Raw genomic sequence first — 19,637 nt, 5'->3', positions numbered from 1 at the left:
AACAAATTGCTGTATACTCTAACATAAATTCGGCAAAACTGAATCTTGCTTATACGGTAAACTTACGATTTTTTGCAATTTTTAACCTTTTTGAGCATCATCATCCGCCGCTTTAAAGCCGACAGCAAAACCACTATGGTAACGCATATCAACAGTAGCTAATTTCTGCCCCTTAGGAATTTCAATATTTTTATAGTTTTGTAATAACTGTAACAGCTTTTGCTCGATCCGACTTGAGCCTAGCCACACTGCAACATCCGTATTTAATGTCACTTGCCATTGATTCCCTTGAAAACTAATATTATAAATACTAAAACCATTGTCTCGCGCTATCTTTTGCAAACGTTCATAACCATTCTCTATCGTATCAATATTGTTTTTATCACCATAAAAAACAGGTAGATTTATCGATCCTGAAAAATACTTCGGCGCTATGATCTCTTTATCTTCAAGCAATATTTGATCACGTGAATTCCAATAAGCTTTCGGTTGATATTCTGCTAGCTTAACAATCAACTGGTCTGGCCACTTTTTCTGCACTTTGATCTCTTTAATGCCTGGGTATTGTTTAATCGCTTGAGTTACATCATCAACATCAAGCTCCCACCACGTGTCTTGTTGAAATGGTTTGATCAAATCAACAATCTGTGGCTTTGAGATATAATCAAGCTCACCTTTTGTTACAATCGCTACTTTCTGCAAATGTGCACTACTTTCCTTAAACACATAACGCACACCCAACAAGAGTGCGGCAACAATTAAAACAAAACAGACTGACTTAATATATAGCTTTAATTTCATAATGAGCTTTCTAGTATTTTAAGTACAAGGGTTTCAAAATCCCAACCATGTGCCTTGGCTGCTTGCGGCACCAAACTTAGGTTAGTCATTCCCGGCACTGTATTTACTTCAATCAAGTACAGCTCATTGTCTTTTGATAGCATAAAATCAACACGCCCCCAACCACTGCATCCTACTGCTGCAAATGCTTTAAGTGCTATATCGTTGATATTTTGCTCCATCTCTGGCGTAAGGCCACTTGGACAATGATAGCAAGTCGCAGCTTCCTTGGTATACTTAGCCTCATAGCTATAAAATTCAAGCCTTGGCTCAATCCAAATCGATGGTAATGCAGTTTGATCAACAATCGAAACGGTAAGCTCTTTGCCTTCAATCCACTCTTCTGCCATCACCTCACCATATTGCGCAGCATCCTCATAGGCTTTAGCCAAGGACTCGATTGATAACACCTTATGAATCCCGACACTTGAGCCCTGCGTTGTCGGTTTAACTGCTAATGGAAATTTCAAATCTAACACATCCAATGATGCATCGATTATTTTTGATTTAGGCGTTAATAAACCTTCTGTTTGCCATAGCTTTTTGGTGCGCATTTTATCCATTGCCAAAGCGCAACCCAAGATGTCTGAACCGGTATAAGGAATCTCAAGTTGATGCAGTAAGGCTTGGACATGCCCATCCTCACCGTCACCACCGTGAAGCATAATCAAACAACGATCTAAAGAAGCATTAACAATTTGATGCACTAACTCTTTGCCTGAAGCATCGATTGCAACGACATCAACACCAAGCGTCTTTAATGCTGCGATTACCGCAGCACCTGAACGTAACGAGACGTCACGCTCAGCAGAGCTTCCACCATACAACACCCCAACTTTGCCAAATGTACGCCCTAAATGTGACAAGCAAAACTCCTAAAACAGCAAATCATATAAATGGCAAATATGTTAGTCAGATTTGCCCAGTTTATCTAGCGCAATCTGGCGGCAAATGTCCTTGTGAGTTGAATTAAATACAAATTAAGAAAGTAATAACTGGCTATAACCATATTCCTGACTACTTTGGTTGTGTAAGCGCTGGCTGAGCGTAAGTCGAAGCCTCTATAGAGTGAGAGCACCCACTTTGACTGATGCTCATCGACTTACGCTCAGGGTACGGTGAGCACTTGTGGGTGAATATTTAGTCTTAGTCTAACAACTGGTTAATTCTACTTGACAGATGCATTACACACTTCCTTCACCACCTTACGCAACCATCTATTTTTTGGTTGACGCTTTAAATGAAATGGATAGGACATTAACAACGGCTCTTCATGTGTGTGATATGGCAATGGCAAATAATTTAATTGATAATGCCTTACCATTTTCAATGCCAAAGTCGTGACATACTTATCTGACAATAAGTCAATGGCATCTTGATATGAATTACACGTAATCTTAACATTCCTTGGATCTGGTCTTGTTAAATAATCCAACATCGGATTACGCGTGTCATCCAAAATATACGTGATATGTGGCAGCTGCAAATAATCATCATATGAAAGGTTTTCACCTTCCAAGGGATAGTCTTTGTATGCTAGCACTAGCTGGTCGGAATATATTTCTTCTTTATCAAATTTCTTTAGGTAATAGTTCATACCGATGACCAAATCGGCATCATCAAAGCTGTCACCAAATTTTTTGTCATATACCACAGGAATAACCTCAGCCTGAACAATATGGTCATCATTGTAAGAACGTATCTTATTAATAATCGATGGCAACATAAACGCACCCATATCAAACATATAGAGCTTAAATATGTCTTTTTTAGCCCTTGGATTATAATTAGCAACTGGCAGCAATGCGTCAAGATCTGCTTGAACTAAGTTAAGCATGGGAATAAGCTCTTTTGCTTTATTGGTCAATTCCATTGATTGTCCTTTACGTACAAGTATCTCATCTTTTAAATGCACTCTCATATTAGACAATTTCATTGATACCGAAGACTGTGATATACCTAAAAAACGTGCCGTTAAGCTGACACTTTTCGTATGAATCAGCGACTGTAGAATCAAAAAGTCATTTAACTCCATTTTAACCTCACATCTTGTTTCATTTAACACCAACACCTAACTCATCCATCACATGACCGAATGCCTCAATACATATTTTTCTTAGCCATATATTACGCTGACTTGTTTGCAAACGTTTAGGATAACTTAAGCGCAATGCGAACTTAGGTAGTTTAAAATCTAACTTAACCGTTTTAAGTTGATTAGAAAGCGCAAAAATTTTAGTCACTGTCGCAACATAATTCGATGTCTTGAGTAAAGTATCTGCTGTTGATAAGCTTGTTGTATATACACAAACACGCCTTTGCTCTTTGGCTTGCTGGATATAGGTTCGGACATAATTTTTCTCGTTGGATTTAGCAAATATAATATGTGGCAACTTACAGTATGTATCGTAATCTATACACTCATAATCATCTAAAGGATAATGGTAATAGCCTAATAGTAACTCATCTTCAAACACCGTATAACTCGTAAACTCCTCAATATTACCTGGCGCGCCAAATATAATCTCGGCATCACTAAAATCATAATTATCAGGTAAATCTTGTATTCCAGGAAAAACATTGATTTTGATACGATGATTTGGATTATAAGCATAAATTAAGTCAATTAACTTTTGGCTACACATATCACTAATATACTCTGATAAATATAAATATATCGTTGACTCATCATTATATGGATCAAAACTTGATGAAGGTATCACATGGTTAATATTTTCACTTAAGCGTAGCACAGGGTTAATGAGGTTTTTTGCTTTTTCTGTTAGAAGAAATGCATTCCCTTGACGCACCAACAGTGGGTCATCAAATTGCTGACGGAGTTTTTTAAGCCTTATTGTCACTGTTGGCTGTGATAGATTCACAAGCTCTGCTGTTTGGCTGACGTTATTGCCCAAAAGTAGAGATTTTAAAATTTTAATATCATCAATATCCATAAGTCACACTTTAAGCTATCCTTTACTGAGTTAAAGTGTAGAGAATATTAATGACATTGCAAATATCTATAAACACTTATAACCTCATTGCCTTATCCTCAACATAGTAAACATCTTTCTCACCTAAAACAGCAAAAAACATGTTATTACTTGAGCGGTCAGTTGTCCATGCAACGGCAAATGGCATTGACTTGCCATGATCATGTAGCAAATCATTTCCATAGGCTTCCATGCCTGAGTAAGCACCTGAGATCACCGAGTAGCGATGACCAGAAGTATTCTTCAGGTCTTTATTCGCCGCTATTGTCTTATCCCAAATACCTTCTTTTTGATCCTTTTTAACGGTCTTATTGATGACACTACTCCAATAAGAAACATAGGCATTATCGGTTCTTGCACTGGTGTTACTCGTTGAATGAAACCATAAAGCTGAAGCGCCTACTTTAGGTACTCTAAATTCAGCACGTGTACTCCATAAATCATATCCTGGTACAACGGTTTTCATCGATAGGGATGCTTCATGCCAGAAACTCGCTGCACAGTATCCTGTTATAGTAGACCCATTAGCTGCAGTGCACTTATCTTGAGCTCGAGTTTTATATGTGCATGTTTTTGTTGTGCCTGATGAATCTTTAATTTTGACCATATCATTAGTGCCCCCATAATGAAGTGCGCAATTATACGGGGAGACTTGCATATCACGACCCGTTTTATTGACAACTTCAATATTATATCCTAAACCCCAGCCAGCAAATGCAAGGTTACTCGCAAGCAATGTAGTTGTTATAGCAATTATTTTATTCATGTTAGTTTCCTCTTAGGTTATTTATACCGCAAAATAACTTACAAGCGGTATATTTGATAAAAATATATTTTTTTATAAAACAGGCAGATAGACACGTTGTGGTGATACATAATCATTAAACGTACCATTACCAATATTGCCGTATTCTCCACTGCCCCAGCAATAAACAAATCCTTTGTTGCTCAGCCCACATGCATGTTGCCAGCCTGTATTGACTTGAATTAAATGTTCATCGTCTTTAAGTTGACCTTTGAGCATCGCAGTAGGCTCAAGATCATTCGCATCAATACCAGTACCTAACTTGCCGGAATCATTACTACCCCAACAATAAAACTGGTTGTCTTCTCCCAGAGCACAACTAGAGTCATCACCTGCATAAACTAACTGTGACTTGTCTAAAAACTCAACTGAAGATAAATGAGACAACAACCCTGGTGCCAACACATCTTCTTGTGATAATTTTCCTGATGCTTGAGCATCACGATTTTCACCCCAGCAAAAGACATTCGTCTCATAAAAATTTACTAACGCACAAGTATGATGATTACCAACTGATAGCCTATCAAAAGTATGACCTCCCACATAAACGTTACCAACTTTCAAACCAGTTTCAGAACCACTTGACAAACGACCTTGACCAAGCTCACCAGAGGAATTCACGCCCCAACAATAAACTTCCCCTTGATCACTTAAGGCACAAGCATGCTGATTACCCACACCAATATCAATCAAACCTTCATTAGCAGCACGTGCCGTTTCAATAAGACTAGGAACACCAGGTCTCGGGTCAGACATGGTATGCCAAGCTTCAGTTTCTCCCCAGCAATAGACTTGATTATTAGCATTACTACCATGATCACCTGCTATGACACATCCATCATGTAAACCAACCGCTAAATGCTTAATTTGTGCGGTCACTGGAATCTCACCTTGAGCAATTTTAGTCGGTCTATAAACATAGCTTTCTTGTCCTGTAGCTGTTGCCTTTGACATTCCCCAACAATAGACATTATCATTTTCCGTAAACAAGCAGGCACTAAAATTACCAACAGATAAAGACTTAATCACTTCACCTTGCTGAAGGTTAGATGTATCTATCTTTAATGGGTTCTCGCTTTGTGGCAACTTATTAGATGGCTGACCTAATAAGCCAAAGTCATTATTACCCCAACAATACAACTCATTTGCTTCAGTAACTACGCAAGTATTGATAAAATGGCTATCCATTAGCTTGGCTTTCATCTGTGCCTTAATATCAATATCCCATTCATTTTTAGCCAATGGAAGCTGTGTTTGCTCATCTGGCGTAAGGGTAAATTTCACCGCTGATGGCGTCATCTCGTCAGGTATATTGATAGGTACTCTACAGAAAACATCATGCTGCGATCTGATTAAGTTGCACTGATTACCCGATGGAAAGGTAATACCAGCATGATCAACAGTCACTGAATATCGTTGATCATCCGCAGTCAAGACACTCCAATTAGCCGGAGGGAAAATATAAATATATGCATTATCACCAACCACCAAGTGATCGACAAACTTCCCGTCACTCATGACTTTCACATCTGCCGTACCATGTTCAACAATACTTAAGCTGCTTACTATAAGCTCCTCTTTAGCAAGGTTACTTTCACCCATTTTAAGGCTTAATTGATAGTCATCACCCAATGTCGCATCTTCTGTAACTTTTAGGCCAATATAACAAAATCCATTACTTGCAATTGCCGTACCATCTAAGCAACTTGGATGCGGCCAAGAAGGTGCAACAATTTCAACACCTGACATATCTCCATTACGGGTAATCATATAGTTATTAATATCGGTTGATGGTACCCACTGAACGTCCATTTCTTGATTTTCAAGCTTTAAGTGATAGGTTTTAACATCAGAAATGGGCACTTCAATGGCTGAATTTGGGACATAGACTACCTTATTGACATAGTTTGTTTTAAAGCTAAAGCCTAAACTAATAGAGTCTAACTCAGCAGATGGCGCAGGAGTAAGCAACATATCCAGATAATCACCTGACAGCTCATGAGCATCAGCTGCCGCATTGAATAGTAAATAGCAAGACTCATGCGGCTGCAAAACTGGAAATTGACTACAGTTCTTAACGCCATCATGCCCGCCAGATGCAATGCGCTCGACACCATAAGGTAATGATTCATCAAAGCTTATATCGTAAGTATATGCTGTTGGGTTGACAATTTTAATGGCTTTCGTTTGTGCTTGAGTAAACACAATTTCTTGTGATAAATCGACACTCGTTGCCCCATTGTTAACTTGTTCAATATGTGGCAATACATGTGCTTTTATACTTGGTCGGTATATTGACAAGGCATTATCTGCTGCAATATGCATTACTTGACCACCCTCAGCATCTAGCTTTTGATTGTTATTTATCATCTGCAGATGATCTTTAATCGCTTGTTGCCATTGCTTTTGAGAAACATTCTCTTTAAGTGGCAGTGAGAAATTTATGCTTTGGCCTGCGGCAACTACTTGTTTTTGATCAGAGATAACCTCTAGCAAATCGCTAAGCCATGGATTTGTCTCAAAACGAATACCTGATAATACTTTACCTGTTGTGTTTGTCAGCTGAAACTCAGCACCTGCTGAACTAAAACGCACATAAGTTGTTGCGTCATTTAAAGCAGTAATATCTGGTAACACCGTCACATCTTCGGTTTGATCGTCTGGATTGATAATATCGATATTTGTGGTGTTTTCTGATTGAGTATCATCTTGCCATTGAATCATCAGTCGCAAATCAAGCTGATCAAGATCAGTTGCTTGTGCTGGAAGGTCGATTTTTAATGCACAAGTCGTATCTGCGTCAACAACACTTCCAATCTGACAACTATTACTGATGCTTCGATCAATACTATATTGATCAACGCCTTGAAGCGTTATTTCTTTGATCGTTCTTGTTGTTAATGCGCCAATTGACCAGTATAACGACACCTCTTTATGTTTAATAATAGCATCAGGATTAAGTGAAGATTCCGCCTTGATACCATTGTCACTATAAGGAGGTAATGTTAGCAGATTATCTGCTGAAACATTGCTATTGTTCAATTGTAATTGTAAGTTATTGCCCGATTCATCTTGTTTAGGCTTGATACTCATATAACACCCCTGATCTTTGCTAAGCGTTTGAGTGCTTAAGCAATCTGGAATTTTAACCCCTGCTGTTATTTCAAAATTATCACTAACATCCGCACCTTGAGCATTAAACACACGATAATCACTCGCGTTACTTGAAGGTAACCAATGCATTACGTTCGTATTTTTAATATATACTTGATTGCTATGATCACCGATTAATAACTGCCCTTGCAATGGTATCTCAGGTGTTACTAATGTGCTGATACTTAAATTTATGTCATCATTATCACGATATTTTGCATCATGTGATAACATTTGTAGTTGGTAGCTTACAACACCTGATTCATTGATCTGAGCAATACGAGGGTCAACAGCAACTTCAATCAAACAGCTTTGATTGGCTTCAAGCGGCAACTGGCAAGTGCCATCAGTATGAATATATTCAGTGCTTGGCGTGATCGTTGCTTCTAAATCTTCGAGTGTTTTACCACTTACATTCATTAGTGAAAAATAACCCACTAAGCGACCATTGTTTTCGGTAAACTCAGTTAAACTATGCTGTGATATATCCAAACCTGTTAGCATTAACTGTGGCTTTTGATCATGCGCTTTAGCTTCCATTTGTGCGCTTTTATATTTGATTAGCGCATTTTCATAACCACTTGCCATCATTGTTTGCCATGCCTTTAAAGCCTGCTGCGCCTCCATTGTATTGGCAATATCAAATGTCATCTGTGCTATACTTTGCGGTGCAATGCTATCTATCAGTTGCACATTAATCATATGATCTGCAATCACTTGAGGAAAGATCACTTCAGGGTTATTAATCTCATGCTCAGAGTTATTAGCTAATGTAATACTCGCACTTAGACCTGTACCAAATGGCTTGATATGATTAATAGTATATTGCGTTTCATCAAAGACAGGATCATCAGGCGCAACAAATGAGAAAACAACAGGTAATTCGTGCACCCCCAGTGTTGTTGTAAAAATAAGCTTTCCTTCAAAACGATCAACTTGTTGAGAGGTAGTTGCCTCATATTTAATAACACAGCTTTCACCCATATCAAGCATTTGACCAATACGGCATGAGTTATCTGATATGAGCTCTTGAAATACCACCGCAGATGATTGACCAGAGGCTAGCACAATATCCTTGGATAAGATTTCAATCGCCTCATTATCGGCTACTAATTTCAACAAATCACGTTGTTGATCAATTGTTAGTTTCATTTGTAAGACCGTAGGCTCGCCACTGATAAACGGCTTGGAAAGATCACTCATCATTTGCACTGAAGCAACAGGGGTTGGTGTAGGCTCTGGTGTTGGTTCAGGTGCATCTGAAGTTCCTCCGCCTCCACCACACGCGCTAAGCATAAAGCCTAATATTACAGGCAATAATCGCTTTTTGGTTACGAATTTAGATACTGGGGGTTGCATAAAATACTCCTTAAAGTTTCTCTACCTGTCATTTCCTCATTGCATGACAAGATGATTCATCTACATACATAAGGTTCAGACCAGTATTGATCACTGCATTTACAAAACAGCTTGAGTATGAAAATTAACCTAATTTATACGGTATTTGAAATTGAAATAGATGATGGGAATATCAATATATATAATACGTCGGGATGACCTAACACCGCAAAATGATTTACGATGGGTATAGTAGTAGAAATTCTGTAGAATGATTTATGACGGTAATATATACTTTGCTAAACGCTCATACAGACTTAGGCGATTGGTACCAATAGATGACAACACAGCGCAAAAACCTTCCGATTGGCTATGCTAGTCTTAGTAAAATAAGATCTAATAATGCCATTTATATCGATAAAACACATTATTTAATACGAATGATTAACTCGGGAACCTATTTCTTTTTATCACGCCCTAGACGCTTTGGCAAAAGCTTAACCATTGACACCCTAAAGCAACTATTTCTAGGAAATAAAGCGTTATTTAAAGACACTTTTGCCGAAAGCAACTGGAATTGGGAGCTCCCTTACCCTGTTATTCATTTGAGTTTCGGTAGTTCGAGTGCGTTTGAATCAGAAGAAACACTTATTGAAATTATACATAACCAGATTACTGAAATAGCCAGAGTCTATGCAGTTGATGTCAGCGGAAAAAGCATCGCTGTGCGGTTTCATAATCTCATATGGCAAATAAAAGAAAAATACAAAACACAAATTGTCCTTTTAACAGACGAATACGACAAACCGATTTTAGATGTGATCACAGATGAGCACAAAGCAACACGCAATCGTGAGATATTAAAAGGGCTTTATAGCGTTATCAAAGACAATGATGAGTACTTGAGATTTGTTTTTCTTACTGGAGTGACCCGTTTTTCTAAAGTCAACTTATTCTCTGGCCTTAATAATCTCGAAGATATCAGCTTAACGCAAACCTACGCTGATGTTTGTGGCTATACGCAAAATGACCTTGAGTCATCATTTCAAGACTACTTAATTGATGTTGATAAAGATAAGCTTAAAAAATGGTATAACGGTTATAATTTTGCCGGCCTTGAAGCACAAAAGGTTTATAATCCTTATGACATTCTACTGTTTATTCGCAATCAATATAAATACCGAGATTACTGGTTTCAAACTGATACACCTGCATTTTTAATCCAGTTATTACAAAAAAACCGCTACCGTGTGCCTGATTTTGAAAACTATCAGGTGCAAGCACGCTTTATCGATAATATCGATGTGAAAAATATCCCACTTGAAGCATTACTATTTCAAGCGGGATACTTGACCATCAAAGAAGAGATTTCCATTGGGACGCAAATTGGCTATCGCCTGAAGTATCCTAATTTAGAGGTTAAAGCGTCTTTTAATAGCTGTGTATCATTAATTGGCACGAACCCACATGCCAATGCCGTCAATACGACACGCTTAAGTAACAGCTTGCTAAGTGATGATTGGCAAGCGTTTTATGACTGTATGGTCGCCTTATATGCCTCTATCCCTAATGAATGGTATCGCAACAACCCGATTCAAGACTATGAAGGCTTTTATTGCACGGTCATCTATAGCTACTTAACTGGACTTGGCTATGATGTGGTTGCCGAAGACTCAACTGCCATTGGACGCATTGATATATCGATTGTGATCCCCGATTACAAGGTCATTATTCTTGAACTTAAAGTGGCTAATGACAAAGATGTATCAAAAGAAGCTTTGCAGCAAATTATTGATAGAAAATATGCCCATAAATTTTTGAATCTAGGTTTGCCAATTTATCAAGTGGGCATTTCCTTTGATCAAAACACACGCTCAATCAATGGCTTTGAAGTTGAGGCATATTTATCGTAGATGATTTTGCCGTTTTTCAGAAGCTCTCCACCCACATAGGTTACAGTAGCGTAGACTACTACTTTTATTCTTTTTTTAAAGGACAACTTAAGAATGAAAATTAACCGAAGATACACAGAGTTAGAAATTGAGATAATTGATACTCATATCATGGCGCATAATATCCCCTAGAGAAGCCAATAACCTCAAGGAAATAATTGTACAGGGATATTAATCTCATGGCTCGAACCCTCAGCTATTTGGCCATATCTATTATCCCCCCAACAAAAGTGATCATTATTACTTGCAATTGCACAAAACGTATATTCACTACCGATTATTTCAATAAATTCTCTATTTTGAGGTAACAATACCTTAACAGGGAAAGGCGGGCGCTCACTAGTATCAGCACCATTCCCTAACTGTCCATCGCCATTGTTCCCCCAACAGTAAATCTCATTATTATGAGTTAATGCACAACTCGTCATTTTCACAACAGTAAAATCAAGTACCCTAGCATGCTCTGGCAATACCACCTCAACAGGGTCATTACTAGGCGCTGCCGATCTATCACTACCCAAAAGAAAAATAGATGAACTAATAACCGATCCCCAACAATAAACTTTACTATTATCTGCTAGAAAACACCTGTGGTAATCTCCAGTTCCAATTTTCTCTATCGTAATATCGTTAGGCATGGCAATTTCTCGAGGAATTAAACTTTTAGACTCTCCATTAAAGTCCCCCCAACCATAAAGCTTATTATTATCTCCTAAAGCAAATACAGACTTTAATCCAAGCTTAATATCTATAAACTTAACACCTAGAGGCACGCTTACCAATGAAGGTGCGTTTTTATGCTTTTCTGTATTATTACCCATTTCTCCTCTACTACCGTTCCCCCAACAATACGAATGACCATTAATACTTAAAGCACAAACTCTATCCTCCCCAAGAGAAAAAATTCTTTCCATTTTTTCAGGTAAATCAACTTTTATCGGTGAAGTGAAATATGAATCAGCTTGATCAGAAGCATCAATTTGACCACGAGTATTACTCCCCCAACAATAAACATCTCCATTCATATCCAATAAACATGTATTAGAACCTCCAGTAACCAATTGAATCGTATGAACTCCTTCAGGCAGCTTTACTTTCGCTGGGGCAAGTGGTGGTGCATAAGAATCATGTTCATTGCCATTATCATAGCCTAAAACACCTCTATAAGGAGAACCCCAACAATATGGCATAGCATTATCATCCATTGCGCATGCATGCCTAGAACCAAAGCTCACACTATGAAAACGAAATAGCCTAGTTAAAACGCGCTTTATACTCTCCCCTTGGGCAATCGGTAACGTGGTACCTACGATAGGATCAATATGTAAAATATACTCTGAGGTTTGCGCCTCATCACTAACTTCAATTGAGATATAGCAACTATTGTCCGTCCCGTTATACGATAAAGTACAGCTATTGCCGCTGACAAACTGCATTGGCGCATCACTTAAGTCAACTTCATAACTTTGGTCTGTAGAGACATATTCACGCCAATTTTCAGGGGCATTGATCACAATGTCAAATACTTCACTAGGCGCTGCAGAGCTCATCGTTTGCCCATCCTTTTGCACATTGACACTCACCATGCCGTGATCAACAATATTGATCTGACCTGCCACAACACCATCAATGGCTAAATTACTTAACCCCATATTAAGACTTAGTTGATAGTCTGATTGTGGTGTTGCATTATCACTCACCTCTAAACCAATATAGCAGGCCTCACCACTGGCAACTGCTAGGTGACTCAAGCAGCTTGGGGTTGTCGTCGGTGCGACAATGCGCAAAGCTTCAATACCGGCAACATGTGAGAGCACATAATCACTTGGATTATTCGATGGCTGCCATTGCATATCTGGCTCATTATTTGTCAGTGCCAAGTTATAGCTACGATTGCCAGTCACTGGTATTTCAATGGCTGATTGCGCAGGAACATATCCTACTTTATAAATATAATTGGTTGCAAAGGTGACATGTAACGTTGTATCTGGAATGCTGGCATTTTCTGAAGAGAGTATTACATCGACATGATCTCCTACACCTTCTGTTGCATCAACACTGGCTTGCATTCGCAAAGCACAACTGGCTCCTGCTGATAATGTGCTTATCTGACTACAATTGGCAACGCCATTATAACCACCATTTAATAAGCGTGTAACACCCAGAGGCAGTGACTCACTAAAGTCAATGGTATAATCTGTCGCCGTTGGGTTATTGATAATAAGATTTTCAATGCCTGGCTTACCAAATTGCATGATGTGGCTAATGCTTTGCATACTTTTCTCATTATCATCTGTATGAATATACGGGAATGTATCAAGCACAATATTTGGCCGATAATGATCAACTGCATTAGCCGCTGTGATTTCTATGACTTTTCCGCCTTGATCACTCAAATCTGCATTGTTCACAAGTTCAGTCATATGTGCTTTTAATGCTTGATCAAGCTCTACAGCACTAACACCAGATTTTAATGGCAAGCTTACTGCTAAACTTTGATTGACTGCTAATGACCCTAAATGATCAAAAGCACTAATCTCAAATAAATCTGCCAACCAACCTGCGGTAATCTGGGGTTTGATATTCATCAATACTTTTCCCGTCATGTTTTTGATATACAATGTCAGACTATCTGGATTAATATCAACATAACTTGTTTGCGCTGCCAAGTTTACAATGTCAGGCAAATCACTAATATCTTCACCAGAGGCAGTTGGGTCAACGACATTGATATTAATAATATTACTTTGGGTTTGTGTGCCATCTGCCCATTTAATGATAAGCTCAGGATCAAAGGGATCACTGCTTATCTGATTTTCTGGGATATCAAGCTTTAATTGACAAGGCTTATCCACACTAACTGGCATACCGATCTCACAGCTGTTACTCACCGATGTATCTTGGCTAGCCCCCAATACACCAACCAATTCAAAACCATTAAAGATTTTCTCATCAGGTGTGGCAATCGTAAAATACAATGATGCCGCACGATCTTTAATTGCGGTCTCAGGATTGAGCAACTGACTAGGCTGAATGCCATTATCTGTATACACAGGCAACTCTAGTGTGTCCTGTGATACATAATTGCTGTTGGAAAGTGATAGAAAATACTGTTTACCTGTCTCGTCAAAGCGTGCTTTCACCGTGAGATAGCAGTGATCGCCTTTTGCCACACTTAAGGCACTTAAGCATGATGGTTGCTTAAGTGCATCACTTAAAACAAAGCGTGAGCTCATATCATTGCCATCAATGTCAACAATATGATAATCCACAATCTCATTTGAAGGTAACCAATGCAACAAGGTCTTATTTTCAATCGCAATCTGATTATCATAACCTGCTAATAATGTACTCTTTTCTGTAATTGCTAACTCAACTGTATTATTTAACTGCACGCTCAAATTTGCAGGATCGCGATACGTGACATCAACGGCACGTAGCTCAATATCAAATGTCTGATCAAGCTGATTTCTCTTGGCAATTTGTGGCTTAATATTCACAACCGCAAGACAACTATTATCATGTGCTAATGGAAATTGGCAATTTGCTAGATCAATAGTAATATCATTAGTATCATCACTGATCTTATGATTAATCGCGGTAATATCAGCACCACTGATATTAAGCAATGACACCACAGCTTGGTATTGACCATCTACAGCATTAAATGTATATAGGCTGCTTGTTGATAGCTGTAAATCCTGCGTATAGATTTGTGGTTTTTGTAGATGCTTATCCTCTGGGAAGCGCGCGCTTTTGTATTCCAATAATGACTCATTTTGTGTCATTTGCTGCTGCCAATTCTTTAATGCGTCAAGAGCCGCTTGTGAATCTTCAATGGCAAATGAAATCTGCACACTTTCGCCACTTTTGACCTCTGCAACTGAGGTTAAATCAACCACATGATCACGAATCACCTCAGGAAATATAAGCTCTGGGTTATTAATCGATCGTTGGGTTGCATTGTCTATGGTTACATGCGATGTCATGCCAGTACCAATCGGTGTAATCGCAGAAATCGTAAACTTATCCATATTAAACTCAGGGTCATGGGGCGACTTAAATACCAACTTGACGTCAACTTCAGCATTACCCATGTTAGTTGTATAGATTATTTTACCCTCAAACTCATCTGTTTCTTTTGATGTATTAACCTGCCATTGATCTGTACATTTATCTCCCATTGCCATCAACTCATTGAGTTGGCAGCTATTTATTGCATCCATCAGCTGAAGCTTTACTGCACTATCTGGCGATTGTGAGACGACCTCTCGCTTTAGCACTTTTAAGGACTCATTAACAGCCGCTGATTTAAGATGCAAGTTATTCACATCTTCCACCTTAAGCTCTAGGCTTAATATCACATCACTATCACTCATATAAGATTGTGATGTATCTGTCATAAGTTTCATACTTGGCTCAACACCAGGGCTTGGCGTGGGCGTTGGTGTATCTGAACTACCGCTGCCACCCCCGCAACCAATCAGCGCAAGTGCACATAACAAAGACATGGGCTTATAGTTTATTTTTAGCATGTTTTCTCCAAAGAAATATTTGATTGATCAAAAATTAGAAATATTCAGGTGATCGCTTTATGCTTTTATTAGCGGATAGTGATAAAGATACCCCAACTCATTCGTTGATTTGCTTGACTCTAAGTTACTAATTTTATAGTGTAATTTTTCCCATCCTCCATCGACCAGTCGATAGATATCAACACCTTCTTGATCAAGCGATGATTTACCAGTTAAATATAAGTCATTACCGATTAACTTTAATGTATCTGCTTTTGCTTTGTTTGCCGGAACACTTGCAACATCATGACAATTTAGTTGATTACCACTTATGTCACATAAAACAACCTTACGTGTCTGATTATCAGTATCTACCAATGCAAAAAACTGCATTTCCTTTGGGATAACTGCTACTGACTGTAACTTCAAAAATTCAGCAGAAAGTTCATATACTGCATTGGGATCATCCTGCATTTCTTTGTCATCATAAGCTTGGCTGCTATGATCAAATAATTTCAGCCTAGGTTTATCCTCATGCTCACCTTCCACAGCAATAACTGCCATATAGTCTTGATGAGGGAAAGAGATCGTATGCTTTATTTCATTTTTAAACATAGGTTTATATAGTATCACTTCACCTAAGCTCTGGTGAAATTTCATTAATACCTCGTGAGACCCCATATAGATATTTTCATGTGTATCCATAAAAGGCGCACCCATCAAAGCAAAAGCACCCTCATTTTCGATAGTCCCTTCTGAGATGATATTCCAAGTATATCGCTGATCCGCTTTGTGACTTTTGATAACATAGCCCTCATTACTATGATCTTTTTTGACAACACCATAGATATCTCCATCTAGGTTATAACTGAATTTAGCACCAACATACGTATACTTTTGTGAAGGGAAGTTAAGGTTAATCCAACCAGTGCTGACACGCTTTAATATTTCCACTCTTGTAAATGGACCTGCTGGAGAAGATTCATCCTTAACTACAACTGCTAATGTATTGTGCTCTGGATCGTTCTCCAACCAGTACATTGATTGTATGATTGCTCCTTTATTATGAAGCGCATTCACTATATCATTATGATAAGCTCGCGCATCTTTGTCTGCTAACGCATAATATAAATGAACGTTGTTATCTTTTTTCTTCGTATCAAAAAAGAGCACTGTGTTTTGCTGCACATTAAAATTATATGTTTGACTTAGTGCATTAATTTGGAATTCAAAATCATCATGTTTTATATCCCCCTGACTATTAAAATACAGATAACATGCTTGGTTTTCCTCTAATTGAATTTGACCTGATGATACCTCACAATAATTTGGACATAATGTTTCATTGCACCACTCAACACCATAACTTGAAGTGCCATTTTGACCATCAAAAATGCTGATATTAGTTGCTAGTTTCTCTGTGATTTCAATATCTTCTAGCTGACCATGACCATTATTGGTCAACTTGATAGCCCCCATGTTTGCACTTGATGAGCCTTCAGTTGCTTCCACTTCAATGCTTTGAACGCGATCATTGACATAAAAGCTCGTTTTGATATCTTCGCTGATATTATTAGCTTTTGACATTGTTAATACATATGCACCTGCTAAAGCATCTGGTGTTGTATTGACTTTAATGGTACACACACCTTCAGGGACTAACTTGTTATTAAAGCAATCTGATTCAGGGTCAATCGTAATATCAGATATATTTTGTGCTTCATCCTCGATAATACTAAAAGCATCAGCATCTGGCAGATAAGCACTAAAAGCACTATTGTTTGTGATATTAATGGTACCTTGTTGTGATTGCTCAATATGAACATCTTGTTGCATATCAAGTGTCACATCAGCCAAATGCACCGCTGCTGCTGTCGTTAATGATGTACCGTCTTCAAGCTGGTAACCAAGCGTCACACCAATAGACTGCTCATAATCTGCTTTATGCGCATCAGCACTGGCTGACAAAATGACCTCACAACGATCATTGGCTTTTAGGTCAGAACCTGCTACACAGGTGTTTTTAACGATGATCACACTATCATCTGCAACATTCTCTAGTAAGAGAGAATCAATCGCTAACGGTACCTCTGTTGCATTGCTAAACACAACCGTTTTCTGTTCTGGTTTGTCAAATTCAACCATACCTGTATTCACAATTGATGTTGTGATCTCAAAACCAATAATATGCGTATCTTTAGCATTTGCCGCTTCAATAATGACATCTATCTTGTCATCGCTATGGGCTTGTAAAACATCAATGGTTTTGTTATCTGCTGCTAATTTGAATTGCACATTAAAATGATCTTGTGGCTTTAATTCAGCAATATTTAGAGCAGTTAACTCAAGTGCGATATCTTGTAGCCACTGTGGCAGTTTGATATTTAAGGCGTTAATTATTTTATTAGATTGATTTTTTACATCAATACTGATTACTTTACCAGGCGCTAAATAGGTGCTGGTGCTAACTCCCGTTGATAAATCAATTAAACGTGCATCATTTTCAGGCACGAACTTTAATGACTTATTAATCTCTAAATCTTCAGCATTATCTGAGGTTCTAATAGCGAGTGTTAAGTTTTTATTTGTTTCTTGGTGTATTTTCTCATCCAATTTTGCAATAAAGGCAAGATTACACTCACTGCCTGCAATTAGTGGCTTAGATTTACCTTCATGATCAAAACAAGTATTCTGCGGCAAACTTAAATCATACGTCAACTCAACGCCATCTGCCTGTGGCACATCAAAACTTTCGATCTCAACGCTTGTATTACTACTTGCTCGACCAATCGCACCCAATTTAACCGCTTCGATAACGGGATTTGAGACAGTATAGGACAATACTGTTGCTTTGCCTGATTGAATCACTTGAGGTGCTTTAATATCTTCACTAGCAGTGAGCTTTGCTTTGACAGGCGTCGGCGTTGGTGTATCACCACCTCCTCCACCGCCACAAGCGCTAAAGAATAAAATAGAGAAAAGTGAAAGTGGTCTATAAAATGGCTTAGTCATGCGGGTTCCTTCGTTTGTTTTTGACACAGGGCAGAATATAACCAATCCATTTTGTTTTATGAAATTGAAAAGCTTGATGACATTATCAAGCAATCAAATATATACTATGCCAAATTTTTAATACTTACCCAAAAAAATGATTGAAATAGCCGTTCCAAAACCTCATACAACACCCGATGAGCTACCGTTAAATAAGCTTGAGAAACGCCTTTTGCGTAAAGTCGGGCATGCGATTGAAGACTTTAATATGATTGAAGCTAATGATAAGGTTATGGTCTGTTTATCAGGTGGTAAGGACTCTTATACCTTACTTCAGCTGTTATTGATTCTACAAAAGAAAGCGCCTATTGACTTTGATATTATTGCGGTGAACCTTGATCAAAAACAACCGGGCTTCCCAGAGGAGATATTGCCTGAATATCTAAGTAAGCTTGGCATTGAATATCATATTATCGAGCGCGATACCTATAGTGTGGTTAAGCGCGTGATCCCTGAAGGCAAGACAACTTGTGGCTTATGCTCGCGTATGCGCCGTGGGATTTTGTATGATTTCGCGCATGAACATAATGTCACCAAAATTGCATTGGGACATCACAAAGATGATATTATTGAAACCTTCTTTTTAAACCTTTTTTATAATGGTCAAATCAAAGCAATGCCCGCTAAACTTAAAAGCGATGATGAACGTAATATTGTCATTCGCCCATTAGCTTATGTTGCAGAAAATGAGATCATAGCTTACGCACAACACATGAATTTCCCAATTATTCCTTGTAATCTATGTGGATCACAAGAGAATCTACAACGCAAAAAAATCAAAGAAATGCTAAGTGATATGGAAATACAAACACCCGGACGCAAAGAAGTAATTTTCTCATCACTACAAAAGGTTGCCCCATCTCAACTACTTGATCATACACTATTTGATTTTAAATCCCTATCCCGCTCGTAAATCGAGACTGTTCACTCAACTGTGTCACCCTAAAGCTCAAGTTTTAACCGTTCAGGAAAAAAGATGTTGAGCTGTGAA

Annotated in this window: 10 protein-coding genes; 2 read left to right on the top strand and 8 right to left on the bottom strand. The window is 38.3% G+C overall.

Annotated features, from left to right (window positions below):
- Nucleotides 1-81 precede the first annotated feature (81 nt).
- The 6 genes from ACY10D_RS05840 to ACY10D_RS05815 all read right to left on the bottom strand — a co-directional run bounded on the left by ACY10D_RS05840 (nucleotide 82) and on the right by ACY10D_RS05815 (nucleotide 9,150).
- The gene (locus ACY10D_RS05840) at nucleotides 82-801 is read right to left on the bottom strand and encodes a cell division protein FtsQ/DivIB (RefSeq protein ID WP_486999828.1); all 720 of its coding nucleotides are present in this window, start codon (nucleotides 799-801) and stop codon (nucleotides 82-84) included.
- On the bottom strand, nucleotides 798-1,706 hold the full coding sequence (locus ACY10D_RS05835) for a D-alanine--D-alanine ligase (RefSeq protein ID WP_486999827.1): 909 nt from the start codon (nucleotides 1,704-1,706) through the stop codon (nucleotides 798-800). Before ACY10D_RS05835 ends, ACY10D_RS05840 begins: the two co-directional genes overlap by 4 nt.
- Nucleotides 1,707-2,008: 302 nt before the next feature.
- Nucleotides 2,009-2,911: a LysR family transcriptional regulator gene (locus ACY10D_RS05830; protein WP_486999826.1), complete on the bottom strand. Its 903-nt coding sequence runs from the start codon at nucleotides 2,909-2,911 to the stop codon at nucleotides 2,009-2,011.
- Complete coding sequence (locus ACY10D_RS05825; RefSeq protein WP_486999825.1) at nucleotides 2,895-3,794, bottom strand: LysR family transcriptional regulator; 900 nt, start codon at nucleotides 3,792-3,794, stop codon at nucleotides 2,895-2,897. The genes ACY10D_RS05830 and ACY10D_RS05825 overlap by 17 nt, the downstream gene beginning before the upstream one ends.
- Before the next feature lie 76 nt (nucleotides 3,795-3,870).
- Nucleotides 3,871-4,599: a hypothetical protein gene (locus ACY10D_RS05820; protein ID WP_486999824.1), complete on the bottom strand. Its 729-nt coding sequence runs from the start codon at nucleotides 4,597-4,599 to the stop codon at nucleotides 3,871-3,873.
- A 72-nt stretch (nucleotides 4,600-4,671) separates the two neighbouring features.
- Nucleotides 4,672-9,150: an RCC1 domain-containing protein gene (locus ACY10D_RS05815; RefSeq protein WP_486999823.1), complete on the bottom strand. Its 4,479-nt coding sequence runs from the start codon at nucleotides 9,148-9,150 to the stop codon at nucleotides 4,672-4,674.
- Nucleotides 9,151-9,467: 317 nt separating this feature from the next.
- On the opposite strand from ACY10D_RS05815, the gene ACY10D_RS05810 reads away from it, so the two are divergent.
- On the top strand, nucleotides 9,468-11,042 hold the full coding sequence (locus tag ACY10D_RS05810) for an ATP-binding protein (RefSeq protein ID WP_486999822.1): 1,575 nt from the start codon (nucleotides 9,468-9,470) through the stop codon (nucleotides 11,040-11,042).
- A gap of 185 nt (nucleotides 11,043-11,227) precedes the next feature.
- On the opposite strand, the gene ACY10D_RS05805 is transcribed toward ACY10D_RS05810, so the two are convergent.
- A complete protein-coding gene (locus tag ACY10D_RS05805) occupies nucleotides 11,228-15,616 on the bottom strand; it encodes an RCC1 domain-containing protein (RefSeq protein ID WP_486999821.1) in 4,389 nt (1,462 codons plus the stop codon).
- Between the two features lie 57 nt (nucleotides 15,617-15,673).
- Nucleotides 15,674-18,607: a hypothetical protein gene (locus ACY10D_RS05800; protein WP_486999820.1), complete on the bottom strand. Its 2,934-nt coding sequence runs from the start codon at nucleotides 18,605-18,607 to the stop codon at nucleotides 15,674-15,676.
- Between the two features lie 136 nt (nucleotides 18,608-18,743).
- Between ACY10D_RS05800 and ttcA the strand changes: the two genes are divergently transcribed.
- Entirely contained in the window at nucleotides 18,744-19,559 is an 816-nt protein-coding gene (gene ttcA / locus ACY10D_RS05795) for a tRNA 2-thiocytidine(32) synthetase TtcA (protein ID WP_486999819.1), read from the top strand.
- Nucleotides 19,560-19,637 lie beyond the last annotated feature (78 nt).

The sequence above is a fragment of the Cysteiniphilum sp. genome, from assembly GCF_057495195.1.
Note: the sequence above shows the minus strand (reverse complement) of the source record. Positions and strands in the feature narration are given on the sequence as shown.

Coding starts and splice junctions, on each gene's coding strand:
- ACY10D_RS05840 (WP_486999828.1), bottom strand. CDS start 801: ATGAAATTAAAGCTATATATTAAGTCAGTCTGTTTTGTTTTAATTGTT.
- ACY10D_RS05825 (WP_486999825.1), bottom strand. CDS start 3,794: ATGGATATTGATGATATTAAAATTTTAAAATCTCTACTTTTGGGCAAT.
- ACY10D_RS05820 (WP_486999824.1), bottom strand. CDS start 4,599: ATGAATAAAATAATTGCTATAACAACTACATTGCTTGCGAGTAACCTT.
- ACY10D_RS05815 (WP_486999823.1), bottom strand. CDS start 9,150: ATGCAACCCCCAGTATCTAAATTCGTAACCAAAAAGCGATTATTGCCT.
- ACY10D_RS05810 (WP_486999822.1), top strand. CDS start 9,468: ATGACAACACAGCGCAAAAACCTTCCGATTGGCTATGCTAGTCTTAGT.
- ACY10D_RS05805 (WP_486999821.1), bottom strand. CDS start 15,616: ATGCTAAAAATAAACTATAAGCCCATGTCTTTGTTATGTGCACTTGCG.
- ACY10D_RS05800 (WP_486999820.1), bottom strand. CDS start 18,607: ATGACTAAGCCATTTTATAGACCACTTTCACTTTTCTCTATTTTATTC.
- ttcA (WP_486999819.1), top strand. CDS start 18,744: ATGATTGAAATAGCCGTTCCAAAACCTCATACAACACCCGATGAGCTA.